Raw genomic sequence first — 19,753 nt, forward strand, 5'->3', positions numbered from 1 at the left:
GGCGCCATCAATGTATTAAGGGCGGGGCACGCCCGGCTAGCCTGTGAAGTGAGTGGTGCAGTAAGGCCGCCAGCAGCAGGAACCCACCGAAGCGACTCAGGGATGGCTCAATGCCGTGCCTGAGCGCCGTAGGAATCCCCTTCCTTTCCGCCGCAGGCGGCAGCTTCCCAAGAAGCTGAGGGAGGGGAGGACGTCAAGTTGATCAGGATCGAGAAGAGCACCGCCGAGGCGGTGATCAGGCCCTGGCTGGCCTCGATGCGCAGCCCGGCGTTGAGTGACAGCAGGGCGAAGCCGACCAGCGCTACCGGCAGGGCGATCCAGGTGGTACGCGGCGGGCGGTCGCCGAACAGCAGGCGGGCCATCACCGGCACCAGCAGGATGCCCAGGCTGTTGATGAAGGCGCTCTCGCCGAGGTGGCGGGAGTGGTAGAGGCCGAGGATCCACAGCGCCAGGGCGGCGCTGAATAGCACGCCGACACCCGAAGCGGTCAGGATGTCGCTGCGGGACAGCCGGCGCAGGGCAGGCAGGGCGAAGGCGCCGAGTAGCATCCCGGCCAGCAGGAAGCGGGTGCCGATGAACAGCAGTGGCGGCATGCCGTTCAGGGCCTCCTTGGAGAAGATCCAACCGGCCGCGGCCAGCAGGGTGACCAGTAGCAGCAGCAGGTCGGCGCGCAGCGGCGCCCGGGTGGTGGTGTTGGGCATGGGGTCCTGAGGAGCTGATAGTGGGCCCGAGACGGGCGGCATGGATGTTAGCAGACAAAGCAACTTGCCGTGTGCGGATCGGCACGCTCGCCCGGCCTCTTCCGGTATCTTTGGACATCTTTCCGTATAATAGGGCGCATGCTTCCTTGACCCGCCGACACAGGACCCGCCGTGACTTCACTGACCCTGACTCGCCCCGATGACTGGCACCTGCACCTGCGTGACGACGAGGCGCTGGCCGCCGTGGCCGGGGCTTCCGCCCGTCAGATGGGGCGCGCCATCATCATGCCCAACCTCAAGCCGCCGGTCACCACCACCGAGCAGGCCCTGGCCTATCGGCAGCGCATCCTGGCCGCGCTGCCGGCGGGCAGCGCCTTCGAGCCGCTGATGACGCTCTACCTCACCGATAACACCCCGGCCGAGGAGATCGAGCGTGCCCACGCCAGTGGCCTGGTGCATGCCGTGAAGCTCTACCCGGCGGGCGCCACCACCAACTCCGATTCCGGGGTCACCGACCTTGCCCACTGCGATGCCGCCATCGCCGCCATGGCGAGGCTCGGCCTGCCGCTGCTGGTGCACGGCGAGGTGACCGACGCCGAGATCGATATCTTCGATCGCGAGGCGGTGTTTATCGAGCGGGTGTTGAAGCCGCTGCTCGAGCGCCACCCCACCCTGAAGGTGGTCTTCGAGCACATCACCACCGCGGAGGCCGCCGAATTCGTGACCAGCGCGCCGGCTAACGTGGCCGCGACGATCACTGCCCACCACCTGCTCTACAACCGCAACCACATGCTGGTGGGCGGCATTCGTCCCCACTACTACTGCCTGCCGATCCTCAAGCGCGAGCGTCACCGCCAGGCGCTGCTGGCGGCGGCGACCTCCGGCAGTCCCAAGTTCTTCCTGGGCACCGACAGTGCCCCCCATGCCCAGGGCGACAAGGAGAGCGCCTGCGGCTGTGCCGGTGCCTACACGGCACCGGCGGCCATCGAGCTCTACGCCGAGGCCTTCGAGGCGGCGGGAGCCCTGGCGCGCCTGGAGGGCTTCGCCGGCCACTTCGGGCCGGACTTCTACGGCCTGCCTCGCAATGCCGACACCATCACCCTGGTGCGCGAGCCGTGGCAGCTGCCGGCCTCGCTGCCCTACGCCGCGGGCCAGCGCATCGTACCGCTGCGTGCCGGCGAGACGCTGGCCTGGAAGCTGCAGGCGTAACGCCTCTGCGCCCGTGCGAGGCCCCGGCGGGCGCCGCCAGTTTTCGAGCAGGGCCCCGCTCGGATCTGTTATCGTGCCGTTGAATTCATCGGACCTGAATGGAGAACCCCATGCCACTTCTGGACAGCTTTCGCGTTGATCATACCCGGATGGAGGCGCCCGCCGTGCGGGTCGCCAAGACCATGCAGACCCCCTCCGGCGACAAGATCACCGTCTTCGACCTGCGCTTCTGCCTGCCCAACCGGGAGATCCTCTCGGAGAAGGGTACCCATACCCTGGAGCACCTCTTCGCCGGTTTCATGCGGGACCATCTCAACGGGCCCGAGGTGGAGATCATCGATCTCTCGCCCATGGGCTGCCGTACCGGCTTCTACATGAGCGTGATCGGCACGCCCAGCGAAGCGGACGTGAGCCGCGCGTGGCTGGCCGCCATGGAGGATGTCACCCGGGTGCCGAGCGCGGACCAGATCCCCGAGCTCAACGAGTACCAGTGCGGCACCTACACCCTGCACTCCCTGGAGGAGGCGCAGGCGATCGCCCGGGACATCATCGCCCGCGGGATTGGCGTCAACAGCAACGAGGCGCTCTACCTGAGCGAGGCCTTCCTGAAGGAGGCGGAGGGCAAGAGCGCCTGAGCGCCTCGCAGCCAGGGCCTTCGGGCCTGCCATCACGCGGCACTGCCGGCCCTTGGGCCGGCAGTGCCGTATGTGGGGGCGTCATGAAGTCGACCCCCGCCTCGATGGCGCTGCCACGGGGCAGGAAGCTCAGGAAGTGACCGCGCCCATGCTGCAGATAGAGTTCGGCCTCGCCACCGCGGGCCACCGGCGCGAAGCTGTCGTCGAGGTGTGGAGCCGCAACCGGTCAGCAGGGCGCCGGCCCCACCGCTGGCACCCACCGCCAGGAGTCAGACCCGCTCCGCCGGGGCATCGTTGGGCTGCTCGACGGGGAGGCTCGCCAGGCGCTTCACCATGGCCTCCACCATGTGGGCGGAGTGGGTGGCGGCCTTCTCCAGGAACGCCTCGAAGGAGAGGTGGTTGTCGCCACCGCCGGCGATATCGGAGAGGGCGCGGATCACCACGAAGGGGCAGCCGTAGAGCAGGCAGGTCTGGGCGATGGCGGCGGCCTCCATCTCGGCGGCGAGCATGGTGGGGAAGCGCCGGCGGGTTTGCTCCACCAGGTTGGGGCAGGCCATGAAGACATCGCCGGTGGCGATCAGCCCCTCGACGACGCGGACTTCGCCCAGGGATTCCACGCACTCCCGCGCGATGGCGACCAGGCGCGGGTCGGGCAGGTAGGCGGCGGGCATCTGCGGTACCTGGCCATACTCGTAGCCGAATACCACGGCGTCCACGTCGTGGTGGCGCACCTCGCTGGAGATCACCACGTCGCCGATCGCCAGATCCTTGCCGAAGCCGCCGGCGGAACCGGTGTTGATCACAGCATCAGGCTTGTAGATGTCCAGCAGCAGGGTGGTGCCGACCGCCGCGTTCACCTTGCCGATGCCGGACTGCAGGATCACCACCTCGACCCCGTGCAGCCGTCCGCTGTGGAAGGTGGAGCCCACGTGGGAGTGTGTCTCGCGCCCCTCCAGCAGGGAGGCCAGGTGTTCCACCTCCTGGGCCATGGCGCCAATGATACCGATGCGTTGCATAGCAGGTCCTGATGGTGGGGGCCCGTCGCGGCGGACCCCGAAGTGAGTCTCGGGTACTGACCCGGGTATCGGGGTCAGCGTGCGTCGTGCATGTCGGCGGCCTGCAGGGTGTTCTCGAGCAGGGTGGCGACCGTCATGGGGCCTACGCCGCCGGGCACCGGGGTGATCCAGCTGGCGCGCTCGGCGGCGGCGGCGAAGTCGACGTCCCCCGCCAGGGTGCCGTCCTCCAGGCGGTTGATGCCCACGTCGATGACGATGGCGCCCTCCTTGACCCACTCGCCTTTCACCAGCCCAGGCTTGCCTACGGCCACCACCAGCAGGTCGGCGCGACGCACGTGCTCCTCGAGGTTCTGGGTGAAGCGGTGGCAGACGGTGGTGGTGCAGCCGGCCAGCATCAGCTCCAGCGCCATGGGGCGCCCGACGATATTGGAGGCGCCGACCACGGTGGCGTCCAGCCCGCGCACCCGGATGTCGGACTGCTCGAGCAGCGTCATCACCCCCTTGGGGGTGCAGGGGCGCAGCATGGGCAGGCGCTGGGCCAGGCGGCCCAGGTTGTAGGGGTGGAAGCCGTCCACGTCCTTGTCGGGACGGATGCGCTCGAGGATCGGCCGGGCATCGAGATGGGCAGGCAGCGGAAGCTGCACCAGGATGCCGTCCACCGCCGGGTCGGCGTTGAGCTGATCCACCAGGGCCTCGAGCTCGAGCTGGGTGGTCTCGCTCGGCAGCTGGTACTGAAAGGATTCGATCCCCGCTTCCACGCATGCGTTATGCTTGTTGCGCACATAGACCGCCGAGGCGGGGTCCTGGCCCACCAGCACCACGGCGAGCCCCGGCACGCGAGCCCCGGCGTCGCGACGTGCCTGAACCTGGCGTGCGACCTGTTGGCGGACTCGGGCGGCTATGGACTTGCCATCGATCAGTTGGGCGGACATCGCGCTTCCTCTGGCGTCTGGGTGGGCGGTGCAGGCTGTCAGGTGGCCCGCGGAAGAAGGCGTGATTTTCGCATGCCGCGGCGTCGAAACAAAGCGCCAGGCCCCAATGTAGGATCCAAGCGCTTGACCGCAGGGGAAAGTCACGTAGAATACGCAGCGCTCGACGAGGCCCCTGCGGCGGCGTCAGGCCGGCATGAATCGCGGCGGAGTGTAGCGCAGTCTGGTAGCGCGCCTGCTTTGGGAGCAGGATGTCGGGGGTTCGAATCCCTCCACTCCGACCACAACCTGTTGAATGGTCTGTAGAAAATGAGATCCGTGGGTTGCGGTTCGGCAGTCTGAAGAGTAGAATGCGCCCATAGCTCAACCGGATAGAGCAACGGCCTTCTAAGCCGTAGGTTGCAGGTTCGAGTCCTGCTGGGCGTGCCAGCTCTGGCGGGATGCGGTTCGAGCTGTTGTCGATTATGGTGGATGTAGCTCAGTGGTAGAGCCCCGGATTGTGGCTCCGGTGGTCGTGGGTTCGATCCCCATCATCCACCCCATTTCGGCAGGCGGTAGTTTCGACAGTTGTTTCAAGGCAGTGGTGGATGTAGCTCAGTGGTAGAGCCCCGGATTGTGGCTCCGGTGGTCGTGGGTTCGATCCCCATCATCCACCCCACTCCTTGACTTCCTTCGTTCGATCCTCGTTTCTGTTCTTCTGTTGCGTTGCATCTTCACGCGGGCTCCACGAGTCGGCGTTCTTGTCGTTTCTGGCGTTTGTGCCATGGCGTAGCCGATTTCGACGCCGCTGGTCGCACTGCCCTTGTAAAAACGTCCGAAGTCCCCATGTTCTGCGGCATGGCGCTTGCCAGTGCCGGGCGGGATTCATAAAATCCCTTCTTTGATCTTTCCACCCTTCAACATAACGCCCCCAGTCGGTAGAGGACATTTCATGCAAGTTTCCGTCGATACGACCTCCCAGATCGAACGCCGCATCACCGTCCAGGTGCCGGCCGCCGAGATCGACGAGGCCGTCAATGCCCGCCTCAAGGATGCCGCCAAAAACGTTCGCATGGACGGCTTCCGCAAGGGCAAGGTGCCGATGTCGGTGATCCGTCAGCGCTACGGCCGCGACGTGCGAAACGAAGTGGTGGGCGAAGTGATGCGCGAGCGCTATGTGCGCGCCATTTCCGAGAACGAGCTCAACCCGGCCGGCTTCCCGCGCATCGAGGCGACCGTCGACGAGGCGGGCAAGGACCTGGAGTTTGTGGCGACCCTGGAGGTCTATCCGGAGTTCACACTTTCCTCCATCGAGGGCACCGAGGTAGAGCGCCCGGTGGTCGAGGTGGTCGAGTCCGACGTCGACGAGATGATCGAGACCCTGCGTAAGCAGAATGCCGGCTGGGAAGAGGTCGAGCGTGCCGCCGCCGAGGGCGACCAGGTCACCATCGACTTCCAGGGCTTTCTGGGCGACGAGCCCTTCGAGGGCGGCAGCGCCGAGGGCCACAGCCTGGTGCTGGGCTCCGGCAGCTTCATCCCCGGCTTCGAGGAGCAGCTGGTGGGTGTCGCGGCCGGCGAGGAGAAGGAGATCAAGGTCACCTTCCCCGAGGACTACCAGGCCGCGCATCTGGCCGGTCAGGAAGCGACCTTCAAGATCAAGCTGCACACGGTGAAGGCTCAGGCCCTGCCCGAGGTGGACGCCGAATTCGTCAAGAAGTTTGGCGTCGAGGACGGCGACCTCGACAAGTTCCGCGCCGAGGTCAGGAAGAACATGACCCGCGAGGCCTCTCAAGCTGTCGACAACCGCGTCAAGCAGCAGGTGTTCGAGGCGCTCAAGAAGGCCAACGACATCCCGGTGCCGCAGGCGCTGATCCAGCAGGAGACCGACGGCCTCAAGCGCCAGGCGGCCCAGCAGTTCGGCCTGGGCGAGGACTTCGATGTCTCCCAGCTGCCCAACGAGCTGTTCTCCGAGCAGGCCAAGAGCCGCGTCCAGGTCGGGCTGCTGCTGGCCGAGGTGATCAAGTCCGGTGAGCTCGACGCCACCGACGACGAGATCAGGGCCAAGGCCGAGGAGCTCGCCGAGCAGTACCAGGAGCCCGCCCAGGTGGTCGAGTACTATATGGGCAACGAGCAGATGAAGACTCAGTTGAAGTCTGCCATTCTCGAAGAGAAGGCCGTGGACAAGCTGCTCGAGCAGGCCAGCGTCAAGGATGTCACCATGACCTACCAGGAGGTCCTGGCCGCTGCCCAGCAGCAGGCCGAGACCGACGAGGAGGAGGGCGAGGAAGAGGGTCAGGAAGAGAGCAAGGCCTGATCTCCTTTACCGCCTCCGGGCAGGCGCGCCGACGTTTGGTGCGCCTGCCCAGCCGCTTCCATTCTCCGGATGCAAGGACGTCACATTGATGAGCAACGAGTTCGAGATCCACAACGCCGGTGGCCTGGTGCCGATGGTGGTCGAGCAGAGCGCGCGCGGTGAGCGGGCCTATGATATCTATTCCCGCCTGCTCAAGGAGCGTGTGATCTTCCTGGTAGGTCCCGTGGAAGACTACATGGCCAACCTGGTGGTGGCTCAGCTGCTGTTCCTTGAGTCCGAGAACCCGGACAAGGACATCCACCTCTACATCAACTCCCCGGGCGGGGCGGTGACCGCGGGGATGTCTATCTACGACACCATGCAGTTCATCAAGCCCGACGTCTCTACCGTCTGCATCGGCCAGGCGGCGAGTATGGGGGCCCTGCTGCTGGCCGGCGGTGCGGCAGGCAAGCGCTTCTGCCTGCCCAACTCGCGGATGATGATCCACCAGCCCCTGGGCGGCTACCAGGGCCAGGCCTCGGATATCGAGATCCACACCCGTGAGATCCTCGGTATTCGCGACCGACTCAACCACATCCTGGCGCACCATACCGGCCAGGACATCGATACCATCGCGCGGGACACCGACCGCGACAACTTCATGAACGGTGTGCAGGCGGCCGAGTATGGCCTGATCGATGCGGTGCTGGATAAGCGGCCGACATCCTGATAGCGTGAATTTCATCACGTCCTGACACCGTTCTCCGGTAGCTTGTGCTGCCGATGTGAGCCCGGCCGGGCGCCATGTGCGCCGGGCCAACTGAAATGAGGTAAGCGAATGGCCGACGGCAAAGGCAAGGACGAAGGCGGCAAGCTGCTCTACTGCTCGTTCTGCGGCAAGAATCAGAACGAGGTGCGCAAGCTGATTGCCGGCCCGTCCGTCTATATCTGCGATGAGTGTGTCGACCTCTGCAATGACATCATTCGCGAGGAGGTGCTCGATGCCGATGCCGAGACCGGCGAGGAGCGCCTGCCGACTCCCCGCGAGATTCGTCACACCCTCGATGACTACGTGATCGGCCAGGACCGCGCCAAGATGGTGCTGTCAGTGGCTGTCTACAACCACTACAAGCGCCTGCGCTCCGAGGTCAGGAAGGACGACGTCGAACTCGGCAAGTCCAACATCTTGCTGATCGGTCCGACCGGCAGCGGCAAGACCCTGCTGGCCGAGACCCTGGCGCGCCTGCTCAACGTGCCCTTCACCATCGCCGACGCGACCACGCTGACCGAGGCGGGTTACGTGGGCGAGGATGTCGAGAACATCATCCAGAAGCTGCTGCAGAAGTGCGACTACGACGTCGAGAAGGCCGAGCGCGGCATCGTCTACATCGACGAGATCGACAAGATCTCGCGCAAGTCGGACAACCCCTCCATCACCCGTGATGTCTCGGGGGAGGGCGTGCAGCAGGCGCTGCTCAAGCTGATCGAGGGCACCACCGCTTCGGTGCCGCCCCAGGGCGGGCGCAAGCATCCGCAGCAGGAGTTCCTGCAGGTCAACACCAGCAACATCCTGTTCATCGTCGGCGGTGCCTTCGCCGGCCTGGATCGGGTGATCCGCGACCGTGCCGAGAAGGGTGGCATCGGCTTTAGCGCCGAGGTCAAGAGCAAGGACGAGTCGCGCGGCGTGGGCGAGCTGCTGGCCGACGTCGAGCCCGAGGATCTGGTCAAGTTCGGCCTGATCCCCGAGTTCGTGGGGCGCCTGCCGGTGATCGCCACGCTGACCGAGCTCACCGAGGATGCGCTGATCCAGATCCTCACCGAGCCGAAGAACTCGCTGGTCAAGCAGTACGCCAAGTTGTTCGAGATGGAAGGCGTGGAGCTCGAATTCCGCGAGGACGCCCTGCGTGCGGTGGCGGCCAAGGCGATGGCGCGCAAGACCGGTGCCCGTGGCCTGCGCTCGATCCTCGAGTCGGTGCTGCTCGACACCATGTACGAGATTCCTTCCCTGGAGGGGGTCAGCAAGGTGGTGATCGACGCCTCCGTGATCAGCGGCGAGAGCGAGCCGCTGCTGATTTACTCCCAGCAGCAGGAAGTGGCCGGCGACGGCACCGACGGCTGAGCGGTACGGGCCCGGCGCCAGCGCCGGCCCCTGATGCGGGAGCGTGCCTCGCCATAGCCGGTGACCCGCCGGCCAGGCGAGGCCGCTCCCGCGTTCTTTTGTGCGGGCGCTGTCTTTTTTCGTCATTCAGCGTCAGGCCTTCCCTTGCAAAGCAGCCGGCGCGCCCCCACCCCTGTCACATTCACCCGTTTTGTTTGAGGAACGTCTGCGATGCAGCAGAACGCCGATCAGACCCTGAGTCTGCCCCTTTTGCCGCTGCGGGATGTGGTCGTCTACCCGCAGATGGTCATTCCGCTCTTCGTCGGCCGGGAGAAGTCGATCCAGGCCCTCGAGGCGGCCATGAGTGCCGACAAGCGGGTGCTGCTGGTGGCCCAGCGCGAGGCCAGCAAGGACGATCCCGGCCGGGATGACCTCTTCGCCATCGGCACCGTGGCCGAGATCATGCAGCTGCTCAAGCTTCCCGACGGCACCGTCAAGGTGCTGATCGAGGGGGTCTCCCGCGCCGACGTGGGAATCCTCCATGCCGGCGAGGCCTTCACCTCGGCCGAGGCGGTGCTGCGCGAGAGCGAGCCGCTGACCGAGCGCGAGCAGGAGGCTCTGGTGCGCGTGCTGCTCAACCAGTTCGAGCAGTACGTCAAGATGTCCAAGAAGGTGCCCAACGAGGTGCTCAACTCCCTCTCCGGCATCGAGGACCCGAGCCGCCTGGTGGACACCATCTGCGCTCACCTGTCGCTGAAGATCGACGACAAGCAGCGGCTGCTGGAGATGGATCGCGTGCGCGATCGCATCGAGCACCTGATGGCGCTGATCGAGGCGGAGATCGACCTGCTGCAGGTCGAGAAGCGCATCCGCTCCCGGGTCAAGGACCAGATGGAGAAGTCCCAGCGCGAGTACTATCTCAACGAGCAGATGAAGGCCATCCAGAAGGAGATGGGCGAGCTTGAGAATGTGCCCAACGAGGCCGAGAAGTACGAGCAGGCCATCGAGGCCTCCGGGATGCCCAAGGAGGCTCGCGAAAAGGCCACCCAGGAGCTCGGCAAGCTCAAGATGATGTCGCCCAACTCCGCCGAGGCGACGGTGGTGCGCTCCTACCTCGACTGGCTGGTCTCGGTGCCCTGGAAGAAGCGCACCCGGGTCAAGCACGACCTGGTGCACGCCCAGCAGGTGCTGGATGAGGATCACTACGGCCTCGAGGAGGTCAAGGCGCGCATCCTCGAGTACCTGGCGGTGCACAAGCGTGTCAAGAAGCTCAAGGGTCCGGTGCTCTGCCTGGTGGGGCCGCCCGGGGTGGGCAAGACCTCGCTGGGCAAGTCCATCGCCCGGGCCACCAACCGCAAGTACGTGCGCCTGGCGCTCGGCGGGGTGCGTGACGAGTCCGAGATCCGCGGCCATCGTCGCACCTACATCGGCTCGCTGCCGGGCAAGGTGATCCAGCGCATGTCTCGGGCCGGGGTCAGGAACCCGCTGTTCCTGCTCGACGAGATCGACAAGATCGGCATGGACCACCGTGGCGATCCCGCCTCGGCGCTTCTTGAGGTGCTCGACCCGGAGCAGAACGACACCTTCAGCGACCACTACCTCGAACTGGACTACGATCTCTCCGAGACCCTGTTCATCTGTACCGCCAACTCCATGAACATCCCGGGTCCGTTGCTGGACCGCATGGAGGTGATTCGTCTGCCGGGGTACACCGAGGACGAGAAGCTGGCCATCGCCAAGCGCTACCTCGTGCCCAAGCAGCTCAAGGCCAACGGCTTCAAGGAAGGGGAGCTCGCCTTCGCCGACGAGGCGCTCCTCGAGCTGATCCGCTACTACAGCCGCGAGGCGGGCGTGCGCGAGCTCGAGCGCCAGATCGCCAAGGTGTGCCGCAAGGTGCTGCGCGAGCGCCTCGAGAAGGAGAGCCAGGGGGGCGCTCTGGCACCGCAGACCCTGGCTGCTGCCGACATCGAGGCCTACGCCGGCGTGCGCCGCTACAGCTACGGCCTGGCCGACCAGGATGACCAGGTCGGCCGCGTGACGGGCCTGGCTTGGACCTCGGTGGGCGGCGAGCTGCTCAATATCGAGTCGGTGGTGACGCCGGGCAAGGGGCGCATCAACAAGACGGGTTCGCTCGGTGAGGTGATGAAGGAGTCGGTGAGCGCGGCCCAGACCGTGGTGAGGGCCCGAGCGCTAAAGTTCGGCATTGACCCTGAGCGCTTCGAGAAGGAGGACCTTCACATCCACGTGCCCGAGGGCGCCACGCCCAAGGACGGTCCCAGCGCCGGCATCGCCATGGTCACCGCCATGGTCTCCGCCTACACTGGTCGCCCGGTGCGCTGCGACGTGGCGATGACCGGCGAGGTCAACCTGCGCGGCGAGGTGCTGCCTATCGGCGGCCTGAAGGAGAAATTGCTGGCCGCTCGGCGCGGTGGTATAAAGACCGTGCTGGTGCCCGAGGAGAATCGTCGCGACCTCAAGGAGGTTCCGGATAATATCAAGGAGGCTCTCGACATCAGGCCGGTTCGCTGGATCGATGAGGTGCTCGAAGTGGCACTCGCCAAAAGGCCTGAAGCCTCCGGAGAGGAATCTCGATCCGAGGATGCCGCCTTATCCCCTTCGATGATCAGCACGCATTGACAATAATTTCCCCACCATGTTTTGACGAAAAGCCTGATATGGTGGGGTCCGGCGCGGTAGTATGCTTGACAGTCCTTTCAACGCATTGCTATAAAATGCGCCATGCTGTGATCGCGTCTGTCGGTTAAAAAGCTGCGCCGATTAGAGCCAAATTCCGAAATAGTCAAGGGGTGAAGTGTGAACAAGTCCGAGCTGATCGAAGCCATCGCGGCGTCTGCCGACATTCCCAAGGCAGCCGCTGCCCGGGCCCTGGACGCCATGGTCGACACCGTGACCGAAAGCCTGAAGAAGGGCGACAGCGTCTCCCTGGTGGGCTTCGGCACCTTCCAGGTCAAGGAGCGCGCCGCGCGTACCGGCCGCAACCCTCAGACCGGCCAGCCGATCGAAATCAGCGCCGCCAAGGTGCCGAGCTTCAAGGCAGGCAAGGCGCTCAAGGATTCCGTCAACTGAGGCGTCCGTTTCGCCGCGCCGCTGATGGTTGATTCTCCTACAGGCGCATCGCCCATGGCGGTGCGCCTGTCTTGGTTCAGAGACCGTACTTTCCACACAATACGTTGCCGAGGCCTGCATGCTGCAAAGTATTCGTGACCGCTCCCGAAGCTGGGGCGCCAAGATCATCGTCGGGGCCGTGGTCGTGACCATGGCCCTGTTCGGCGTCGAGTCCCTGGTGGGCCTGTTCGGCGGCGGGGGCGACGAGATCGCCAAGGTCAACGGTGAGCCGATCACCCGCCAGCAGTTGGAGGTCGAGGTCCAGCGCGCGATTCGCAGCGGCCAGGTGGCCCCGGAGCAGGAGCGCGCCCTGCGCGCCCAGATGCTCGACCAGCTGATCGCCGACCGCCTGCTGACCCAGTATGCCGAGGAGGGCGGCCTGCACCTCTCCGAGGAGCAGCTCGACCAGATCATCGTGTCGCTGCCGGAGTTCCAGGACCAGGAGGGCCGCTTCGACAGCGAGCTCTTCCGCAACCGCCTGGCCAGCGCCGGCTATACCCCGATGGCCTTCCGCGAGGAGCTGCGCGTGGACATGAAGCGTCAGCAGCTGCAGCAGGGCCTGGCCTTCAGCGACTTCACCCTGCCCAGCGAGCAGGAGACCCTGGCGGCGCTGCAGCGCCAGACCCGCAGCTTCCGCTACGCGGTACTGTCCGCCGAGCAGGTGGAAGACGAGGTGGAGGTGACCGAGGCCGCCCTGGAGGAGTACTACGCCGCCAACGCCGACAGCTACCGCCGTCCCGAGCAGGTGCGCCTGGAGTACGTGATCATTGACCGTCAGGAGATGGCCGAGGCGGTCGACGTGGAGGAGTCCGAGCTGCGTGATGCCTGGCAGGAGCGCACCGCCGACGCCGATCGTCGCATCGCCCATATCATGCTGACCGTCGGCGGCGAGCGCAGTCGCGACGAGGCGCGCGCCGAGCTTCAAGCGGTGCGCGAGCGGCTGGCCGAGGGCGAAGCCTTCGCCGACCTGGCCCTCGAGGTCTCCGACGATACGGTCTCCGCGGAGCAGGGCGGCGATCTCGGCGTGATCAGCCAGGGCTTCTTCGGCGACAGTTTCGACGAGGCGGCCTTCAGCCTTGACGAGGGGGAGGTCTCCGATATCGTCGAGACCGACAACGGCCTGCACCTGCTGACCGTGACCGGCCTGGAGCGCCAGCCCTTCGAGTCGATGCGCGACGAGCTCCACCGCGAACTGGCGCTCTCCCGGGTCGCCGGCGAGTTCAACGAGCGGGTCCAGCGCCTGATCGACGAGAGCTTCGCCGCCGACGACCTGCAGAGCGTGGCCGACGACATCGGCCTTGAGCTCCACACCAGCGACTGGGTCTCCCGCGACAGCGCCGAGGGCGTGCTCTCGGAGCCCGGCGTGATGCGCGAGGCCTTCAGCGCCGACGTGCTGGAGGAGGGCTTCAACAGCGAGGTGATCGAGCTGGACAGCGATCGCCGCCTGGTCCTGCGCGTCGTCGACCACCGTCCGGCCACCATCCTGCCGCTGGAGGAAGTGCGTGACCGGGTGGAGGCCAGCGTGGCCGCCAACCTGCGCCGCGATGCACTGATGGCGCTGGCCGAGGAGCGCCTCGCGGCGCTGCGCGACGGCGACGAGCAGGGCCTCGACTGGCAGCGGGTCGATGGTGTGAGCCGCCAGGAGACCCAGGGCCTCTCCCGTGCGCTGGTGGATACGGTGTTCCGCCTCCCGGCCCCCGAGGGCGATGCCCCGGTCTATGGCCTTGCCGCCGACGGTGAGCGGGTGGTGCTGATCGCCCTGGAGCGGGTCGAGGAGGGCGAGCTGGATCCCCAGGTCGAGCAGTTCGTGGCCAGCATGGCCGAACGGCTGCGCGCCCAGGCCGCCATCCAGGGCCTGCTGGATGACCTGCGCGACAGGGCGGAGATTCGCCGCTAGGGTCCTCTGCCAGCCGCAAGGCCAGCGAAAAGGAGCAAGCTTCAAGGCAACCCCTTGGCTTGCTCCTTTGTCATTGCTGGCCCTGACCCTCGTCCGCTTCGTCCCCTTGGTTGTTGTGTTATGATATAACACTTTCATCATCCGAGGACTCCCCCATGCCCGCACCCCTGGCTAATATCCCCGTGCACCTGATCACCGGCTTTCTGGGCAGTGGCAAGAGCACCCTGATCCATCGGCTGATCGAGCAGAAACCCGCGGATGAACGCTGGGCGGTGCTGGTCAACGAGTTCGGCCAGGTGGGCATCGACCAGACCATGTTTGAGGAGCGCGACGACCTGGTGGTGAAGGAGCTGCCGGGTGGCTGCCTCTGCTGCCAGCTGGCCTTCGTGATGCAGGCGACCCTGGTTAACCTGCTGCGTCGCCATCGCCCGGACCGGGTGATCATCGAGCCCTCCGGGCTCGGCCATCCCGCGGGGCTGCTGGAGGTACTGGGGGGCGAGGCCTTCGAGGGGGTGCTGGCGCTGGGGGAGATGGTTGCCGTGCTGGACCCCCGCCGTCTGGATGACCCGCGCGCCCTCGAGCACGAGACCTTCCGCGACCAGCTGACCCTGGCCGATGGGGTGGCACTGACCATGGTCGACCTGGTAAGCCACGAGCAGGTGGCGAGGGCAAAGGCGTGGCTCGCTGAGCTGTGGCCCGCCAAGCGCTGGATCATGGAGGCGCCCCTCGGCCGCCTGCCGCTGGCGCGACTGCTCGAGGCCGGTGCGCCCGCCTCGCCGCGCGCGCCGCCTGGCAGCGAGATCCACCGACGGCTTCGCGACGCGGCGGGCGGGGCGCTCGGCTCGCAGGGCGTGGTGCTGGAGGCGTTCGCGGCGCCGCTGCCCGCGCCGGGGCGGCCCCAACGGGAGGAGGGCGAGGCGCTGGGATACGCCACCCTGGGGTGGCGCTGGCACCCCGACGACCGGTTCGAGCTCGACCGGTTGGCCATGTTGCTGGGGGAGTTGCCGTCCACCCTGCGGGTCAAGGGAGTGTTCCACTGTGACGCTGGCTGGCGGCTCTACAATCGCGTCGCGGGGCAGGCCAGCCTCACCGCCAGCGCCTGGCGTCGCGACTCGCGCCTCGAGGTCATCGGCGCGGCGGGGAGCCTGCCCGACGCCGCAGTGTTGGAGGCGCGCCTCGCGGCCTGTCGGCTCGGCGCGGCATCACCCGCCTAGGGCGAAGTGCTCAAGCCTGGGGGCCTGCCCCTCCTCGATGACGATCTCCCACCCCTGGTCGGGCTGCCAGTCGCCCAGCACGAGGCGCGTTGCGGCCTGGCCGTCGATGCTTAGGTCGTGCACCGCGGGGCGGTGGGTGTGGCCGTGAATCAGGGTGGTGACGTCCTGTTCGGCCATTACCCTGACCACCTCCTCCGGCGTCACGTCCATGATGTCCTCGGCCTTGTTGGAGTTGGCCTCCCCGGACTGCTCGCGTAGCTGTTTCGCCAGGGCGATGCGCTGCGCCAGGGGCATGGAGAGCACCTGGGCCTGCCACAGCGGGTGGCGGGCCTGGGCGCGGAAGGCCTGGTACTCGGCGTCCAGGGTGCAGAGGCTGTCGCCATGCATCAGCAGAATCCGCTGGCCGCCGAGCGTCACCACGCTGGGGTCGGGGAGCAGGGTGGCGCCGGCCGCCTCGGCGAAGCGCTCCCCGAGCAGGAAGTCGCGGTTGCCATGCATCAGAAAAAGCTCGGTGCCGTCGTCGGTCAGGCGCCGCAACGCCCGGGCGACGCGCTGGGCCAGGTCGGCGTTGCCGCTGGGGTCCTGGCCGGCCAGGTCGAGCAGGTCGTCGCCGATCCATGCCTCGAAGCAGTCGCCCAGGATGTAGAGCGCGTCACAGCCGCAGGCACGCCTCTGAAGCCAGTGCAGGAAGCCTTCGGTGACCTCGGGGGCGCCGGGGTGCAGGTGCAGGTCGGATATCAGCAGGGTGGTCATGGCAGCGGGGTCCTGGGCTGTCGGGCAGAGGGCAAGACGCCCGCGGGGGGCGGGCGTCGGCCGGAGCGGGACGGTGGCATCAGGCCTCTTTCACGTAGGCCTTCTGGATCACCACGTCCTCGGCGGGCACGTCGGCGTGCATGCCGCGGCGGGTGGTGGCCACGCCCTTGATCTTCTCGACCACGTCCATGCCCTCGACCACGCGGCCAAAAACACAGTAGCCCCAGCCCTGGATGGACTTGCCGCTGTGGTTCAGGAAGGCGTTATCGGCCACGTTGATGAAGAACTGCGCGGTGGCGGAGTGTGGGTCCTGGGTGCGTGCCATGGCCACGGTGCCGGTCTCGTTCTGCAGGCCGTTGTCGGCCTCGTTCTCGATGGGATCGCGAGTGGGCTTCTGGTTGAAGTCCTCGTCGAAGCCACCGCCCTGGATCATGAAGCCGTCGATCACGCGGTGGAAGAGGGTGCCGTCATAGAAGCCATCGCGCACGTACTGCTCGAAGTTGGCCGCGGTTTTCGGCGCCTTCTCGTAGTCCAGCTCGATGCCGATGTCGCCGTAGGTAGTCTGCAGGATGATCATGCGTAAGTTCCTGTGCGGTAAAGGGGCCTCGCCTTGGCGTTGCCCAGGGACGTGGCGCTATAATACCGGTTTTGCCTCGAGGCGCGAAGTGAGCGCCTGCACCTTCAACCAGAGGTTGTTTTCCCAACCATGACCACCGACACCACCAGCGCGCCGAATTTCATTCGCAACCAGATTCGCGACGAGATCGAGGCCGGTCGCACCGGCAAGATCGTGACTCGCTTCCCGCCGGAGCCCAACGGCTTTCTGCATATCGGCCACGCCAAGTCGATCTGTCTCAACTTCGGCCTCGCCGAGCAGTTCGGTGGTGACTGTCACCTGCGCTTCGATGACACCAACCCGGCCAAGGAAGAGCAGGCCTACATCGACGCCATCCAGGAGGACGTCCACTGGCTGGGCTTCGAGTGGGCTGGGGCGGTGCGCTTCGCCTCGGACTACTTCGATCAGCTCTATGCCTGGGCCCAGCACCTGATTCGCGAGGGCAAGGCCTATGTGGACGACCTCTCGGCCGATGAGATCCGCGAGTACCGCGGCACCCTCACCGAGCCCGGCCGCCCGAGCCCCTACCGCGAGCGCACGGCCGAGGAGAACCTCGACCTGCTCGAGCGCATGCGTGTCGGCGAGTTCGCCGAGGGCGAGAAGGTGCTGCGGGCCAAGATCGACATGGCCTCGCCTAACATCAACCTGCGCGACCCGATCCTCTACCGCATCCGCCACGCCCATCATCACCAGACCGGCGACAAGTGGAAGATCTACCCCTCCTACGACTTTGCCCATGGCCAGTCGGACGCCATCGAGGGGGTCACCCACTCCATCTGTACCCTGGAGTTCGAGGATCATCGTCCCCTCTACGAGTGGTTCCTGGAGAACCTGCCGGTGCCGGCGAAGCCGCGCCAGATCGAGTTCGCGCGGCTCAACCTCAACTACACCCTGACCTCCAAGCGCAAGCTCAAGCTGCTGGTGGACGAGGGCATCGTCGACGGCTGGGACGACCCGCGCCTGCCGACCATCTCCGGCATGCGCCGGCGTGGCTACACGCCGGCGTCGATCCGCAAGTTCTGCGAGATGATCGGGGTGACCCGGGCCGACGGCGGCCTGGTGGATATCGCCATGCTCTACCACGCCATCCGTTCTGACCTCGAGGACAATGCCCCTCGAGCCATGGCGGTGCTCAAGCCGCTGAAGGTGGTGCTGACCAACGTGCCTGAAGGCCATGAGGAGACTTACGAGGTGCCCGGCCACCCGGCGAGGGACGATCTCGGCGTGCGCAAGGTGCCCTTCACGCGTGAAATTTACATTGATCGCGATGACTTTATGGAGGAGCCGCCCAAGAAGTTCTTCCGCCTGGCGCCGGGCCAGGAGGTGCGCCTGCGCAACAGCTATGTCATCCGTTGCGACGAGGTGGTCAAGGACGCCAACGGCGAGATCGAGGCGCTCCACTGCTCCGTGGACTTCGATACCCTGGGGAAGAACCCCGAGGGTCGCAAGGTCAAGGGCGTGATTCACTGGGTCAGCGCCAAGCACGGCGTGCCCATGGAGGTGCGGCTCTACGACAACCTCTTCACCGTGGAGCAGCCGGACCGCGACAGGGATGCCGACTTCCTCGACCACCTCAACCCCGAGTCGCTGGTGGTCTGCCAGGCCATCGGCGAGCCGAGCCTCGCCGAGGCCGCCCCCGAGAGCCGCTTCCAGTTCGAGCGCGTGGGTTACTTCTGCGCCGACCGCCACGCCTGCCGCGACGGCAAGCTGGTGTTCAACCGCACCGTGGGCCTCAAGGACGGCTGGGCCAAAGTCATGAAGAAAGACGCGCAAACGAAGGGGTGATCGTGAGCAACGAGCTGCAGATCTACAACACGCTGACCCGCCGCAAGGAAGCCTTTACCCCCATCGAGCCGGGCCGTGTGCGCATGTACGTGTGCGGCATGACCGTCTACGACTACTGCCACCTGGGCCATGCCCGGGTGATGGTGGCCTTCGACGTCATTACCCGCTACCTGCGCCATCGCGGCTATGACGTCACCTATGTGCGCAACATCACCGACATCGACGACAAGATCCTGCGCCGTGCCGACGAGAACGGCGAGAGCATCGCCTCGCTCACCGAGCGCATGATCGAGGCGATGCACGAGGACGAGGCACGCCTCTTCGTGCTGCCCCCCGACCAGGAGCCCCGGGCGACCCGCCATGTCGGCGACATCATCGCGATGGTCGAGACCCTGATCACCAAGGGCTACGCCTATGCCGCCGACAACGGCGACGTCTACTACCGGGTGCGCCGCTTCGAGGGCTACGGCAAGCTCAACAACCGCGACCTCGACGAGATGCGCGCTGGGGCGCGCATCGAGGTGGACGAGCATAAGGAGGATCCGCTGGACTTCGTGCTCTGGAAGGCCGCCAAGCCCGGCGAGGCGAGCTGGCCCTCCCCCTGGGGCGAGGGGCGCCCCGGCTGGCATATCGAGTGCTCGGCGATGTCGAAGTGCTGCCTGGGCGACACCTTCGATATTCACGGCGGCGGGCCGGATCTCACCTTCCCCCACCACGAAAACGAGATCGCCCAGTCCGAGGCCGCCAACGGCAAGCCCTTCGTCAATACCTGGATGCACGCTGGGGCGGTGCGGGTGAATCAGGAGAAGATGTCCAAGTCCCTGGGCAACTTCTTCACCATCCGCGAGGTGCTCGAGCACCACGACCCGGAGGTGGTGCGCTACCTGCTGGTGGCCAGCCACTACCGCAGCGCCATCAACTATTCGCCGGACTCCCTGGCTGAGGCCCGCAAGTCCCTGGAGCGCTTCTACAACGCCCTTGAAGGGGTGGCCCTGGAGGGGGGGGCGGCGGCAGATAGCGAGGCGTCATCGGCGTTCGCGGCGCGTTTTACCGCCGCCATGGATGACGACTTCAATACCCCCGAGGCGCTATCGGTGCTCTTCGACCTGGCCCGCGAGCTCAACCGCGCCAGGAAGGAGGCGCCCGAGCAGGCACCGGCCCTGGCCCTCGAGCTCAAGCGTCTGGGGGGCATCCTGGGCCTGTTGCAGCAGGACCCGGCGAGCTTCCTCAAGGCGGGCGCCTCCGGCCTGCCGCTCTCGGAAGCCGAGATCCAGGCGAAGATCGACGAGCGCGCCGCAGCCAAGCAGGCGAAGGACTTCGCCGCCGCCGACGCCATCCGCAATGAGCTCGCGGTGCTGGGCATTATCCTCAAGGACTCCCGCGAAGGCACCACCTGGGTCTTCGAGAAGCCCGACGCCTAGCCGCAAGTCAGCATCGTTATCCCGGAAAGCCCGGTCCCCTGTGGGACCGGGCTTTCTGGTTGTCGCGGGCAGGCTCCGTGC

At 66.3% G+C, this 19,753-nt stretch carries 16 protein-coding genes and 4 tRNA genes; 15 read left to right on the top strand and 5 right to left on the bottom strand.

The genetic code is table 11. The annotated features are described in order from the left end of the window. Positions 1-107: 107 nt before the first annotated feature. On the bottom strand, positions 108-701 hold the full coding sequence (locus DER72_RS03340) for a DMT family transporter (RefSeq protein ID WP_110068592.1): 594 nt from the start codon (positions 699-701) through the stop codon (positions 108-110). A gap of 171 nt (positions 702-872) precedes the next feature. On the opposite strand from DER72_RS03340, the gene pyrC reads away from it, so the two are divergent. Then, entirely contained in the window at positions 873-1,910 is a 1,038-nt protein-coding gene (gene pyrC, locus DER72_RS03345; protein ID WP_110068593.1) for a dihydroorotase, read from the top strand. A gap of 110 nt (positions 1,911-2,020) precedes the next feature. Next, positions 2,021-2,545: an S-ribosylhomocysteine lyase gene (luxS, locus tag DER72_RS03350; protein ID WP_110068594.1), complete on the top strand. Its 525-nt coding sequence runs from the start codon at positions 2,021-2,023 to the stop codon at positions 2,543-2,545. Between the two features lie 269 nt (positions 2,546-2,814). Here the strand turns inward: luxS and mtnN are convergent, their stop codons facing one another. Together mtnN and folD are read right to left on the bottom strand one after the other, a co-directional pair. Then, complete coding sequence (gene mtnN, locus DER72_RS03360; protein ID WP_110068595.1) at positions 2,815-3,561, bottom strand: 5'-methylthioadenosine/S-adenosylhomocysteine nucleosidase; 747 nt, start codon at positions 3,559-3,561, stop codon at positions 2,815-2,817. A gap of 74 nt (positions 3,562-3,635) precedes the next feature. Then, positions 3,636-4,493: a bifunctional methylenetetrahydrofolate dehydrogenase/methenyltetrahydrofolate cyclohydrolase FolD gene (gene folD, locus DER72_RS03365; protein ID WP_110068596.1), complete on the bottom strand. Its 858-nt coding sequence runs from the start codon at positions 4,491-4,493 to the stop codon at positions 3,636-3,638. A 204-nt stretch (positions 4,494-4,697) separates the two neighbouring features. Here folD and DER72_RS03370 point away from each other — a divergent pair. The 11 genes from DER72_RS03370 to DER72_RS03420 all read left to right on the top strand — a co-directional run bounded on the left by DER72_RS03370 (position 4,698) and on the right by DER72_RS03420 (position 15,097). Then, positions 4,698-4,774 (top strand) — tRNA-Pro (locus tag DER72_RS03370). A gap of 68 nt (positions 4,775-4,842) precedes the next feature. Further along, positions 4,843-4,919: transfer RNA gene (locus DER72_RS03375), tRNA-Arg, on the top strand. A gap of 38 nt (positions 4,920-4,957) precedes the next feature. Further along, a tRNA-His gene (locus DER72_RS03380) sits at positions 4,958-5,032 on the top strand. A gap of 41 nt (positions 5,033-5,073) precedes the next feature. Next, positions 5,074-5,148, top strand: a tRNA-His gene (locus DER72_RS03385). Positions 5,149-5,421: 273 nt separating this feature from the next. Continuing rightward, on the top strand, positions 5,422-6,783 hold the full coding sequence (gene tig, locus DER72_RS03390; protein ID WP_110068597.1) for a trigger factor: 1,362 nt from the start codon (positions 5,422-5,424) through the stop codon (positions 6,781-6,783). An 88-nt stretch (positions 6,784-6,871) separates the two neighbouring features. Then, a complete protein-coding gene (clpP, locus tag DER72_RS03395; protein ID WP_110068598.1) occupies positions 6,872-7,492 on the top strand; it encodes an ATP-dependent Clp endopeptidase proteolytic subunit ClpP in 621 nt (206 codons plus the stop codon). 108 nt (positions 7,493-7,600) lie between these two features. After that, a complete protein-coding gene (clpX, locus tag DER72_RS03400) occupies positions 7,601-8,881 on the top strand; it encodes an ATP-dependent Clp protease ATP-binding subunit ClpX (protein WP_110068599.1) in 1,281 nt (426 codons plus the stop codon). A gap of 210 nt (positions 8,882-9,091) precedes the next feature. Continuing rightward, entirely contained in the window at positions 9,092-11,497 is a 2,406-nt protein-coding gene (gene lon / locus DER72_RS03405; protein WP_110068600.1) for an endopeptidase La, read from the top strand. Positions 11,498-11,674: 177 nt separating this feature from the next. Beyond that, a complete protein-coding gene (locus DER72_RS03410; RefSeq protein ID WP_110068601.1) occupies positions 11,675-11,947 on the top strand; it encodes an HU family DNA-binding protein in 273 nt (90 codons plus the stop codon). 118 nt (positions 11,948-12,065) lie between these two features. Then, positions 12,066-13,883, top strand: coding sequence for a SurA N-terminal domain-containing protein (locus DER72_RS03415; protein WP_110068602.1), 1,818 nt, complete (start codon positions 12,066-12,068; stop codon positions 13,881-13,883). Positions 13,884-14,038: 155 nt separating this feature from the next. Next, positions 14,039-15,097: a GTP-binding protein gene (locus DER72_RS03420; RefSeq protein ID WP_110068603.1), complete on the top strand. Its 1,059-nt coding sequence runs from the start codon at positions 14,039-14,041 to the stop codon at positions 15,095-15,097. On the opposite strand, the gene DER72_RS03425 is transcribed toward DER72_RS03420, so the two are convergent. Together DER72_RS03425 and DER72_RS03430 are read right to left on the bottom strand one after the other, a co-directional pair. Continuing rightward, the gene (locus DER72_RS03425; protein ID WP_110068604.1) at positions 15,086-15,850 is read right to left on the bottom strand and encodes a UDP-2,3-diacylglucosamine diphosphatase; all 765 of its coding nucleotides are present in this window, start codon (positions 15,848-15,850) and stop codon (positions 15,086-15,088) included. The genes DER72_RS03420 and DER72_RS03425 overlap by 12 nt on opposite strands. Positions 15,851-15,929: 79 nt before the next feature. Next, on the bottom strand, positions 15,930-16,427 hold the full coding sequence (locus DER72_RS03430; protein WP_110068605.1) for a peptidylprolyl isomerase: 498 nt from the start codon (positions 16,425-16,427) through the stop codon (positions 15,930-15,932). Between the two features lie 129 nt (positions 16,428-16,556). On the opposite strand from DER72_RS03430, the gene DER72_RS03435 reads away from it, so the two are divergent. Together DER72_RS03435 and cysS are read left to right on the top strand one after the other, a co-directional pair. Continuing rightward, positions 16,557-18,251 (top strand): glutamine--tRNA ligase/YqeY domain fusion protein, encoded by a 1,695-nt coding sequence (locus DER72_RS03435; protein WP_110068606.1) that lies wholly within the window; start codon positions 16,557-16,559, stop codon positions 18,249-18,251. Between the two features lie 14 nt (positions 18,252-18,265). Continuing rightward, a complete protein-coding gene (gene cysS, locus DER72_RS03440; RefSeq protein ID WP_110068790.1) occupies positions 18,266-19,672 on the top strand; it encodes a cysteine--tRNA ligase in 1,407 nt (468 codons plus the stop codon). The last annotated feature ends 81 nt before the right edge of the window (positions 19,673-19,753 follow it).

This window comes from Halomonas sp. A11-A, from assembly GCF_003182195.1.
In the GTDB taxonomy this organism is placed as follows: Bacteria; Pseudomonadota; Gammaproteobacteria; order Pseudomonadales; family Halomonadaceae; genus Halomonas; species Halomonas alkalicola.

Excerpts from the sequence above, each read along its gene's own strand:
- DER72_RS03340 (WP_110068592.1), bottom strand. The coding sequence starts at position 701 with ATGCCCAACACCACCACCCGGGCGCCGCTGCGCGCCGACCTGCTGCTG.
- luxS (WP_110068594.1), top strand. The coding sequence starts at position 2,021 with ATGCCACTTCTGGACAGCTTTCGCGTTGATCATACCCGGATGGAGGCG.
- mtnN (WP_110068595.1), bottom strand. The coding sequence starts at position 3,561 with ATGCAACGCATCGGTATCATTGGCGCCATGGCCCAGGAGGTGGAACAC.
- folD (WP_110068596.1), bottom strand. The coding sequence starts at position 4,493 with ATGTCCGCCCAACTGATCGATGGCAAGTCCATAGCCGCCCGAGTCCGC.
- tig (WP_110068597.1), top strand. The coding sequence starts at position 5,422 with ATGCAAGTTTCCGTCGATACGACCTCCCAGATCGAACGCCGCATCACC.
- clpP (WP_110068598.1), top strand. The coding sequence starts at position 6,872 with ATGAGCAACGAGTTCGAGATCCACAACGCCGGTGGCCTGGTGCCGATG.
- clpX (WP_110068599.1), top strand. The coding sequence starts at position 7,601 with ATGGCCGACGGCAAAGGCAAGGACGAAGGCGGCAAGCTGCTCTACTGC.
- lon (WP_110068600.1), top strand. The coding sequence starts at position 9,092 with ATGCAGCAGAACGCCGATCAGACCCTGAGTCTGCCCCTTTTGCCGCTG.
- DER72_RS03415 (WP_110068602.1), top strand. The coding sequence starts at position 12,066 with ATGCTGCAAAGTATTCGTGACCGCTCCCGAAGCTGGGGCGCCAAGATC.
- DER72_RS03420 (WP_110068603.1), top strand. The coding sequence starts at position 14,039 with ATGCCCGCACCCCTGGCTAATATCCCCGTGCACCTGATCACCGGCTTT.
- DER72_RS03425 (WP_110068604.1), bottom strand. The coding sequence starts at position 15,850 with ATGACCACCCTGCTGATATCCGACCTGCACCTGCACCCCGGCGCCCCC.
- DER72_RS03430 (WP_110068605.1), bottom strand. The coding sequence starts at position 16,427 with ATGATCATCCTGCAGACTACCTACGGCGACATCGGCATCGAGCTGGAC.
- DER72_RS03435 (WP_110068606.1), top strand. The coding sequence starts at position 16,557 with ATGACCACCGACACCACCAGCGCGCCGAATTTCATTCGCAACCAGATT.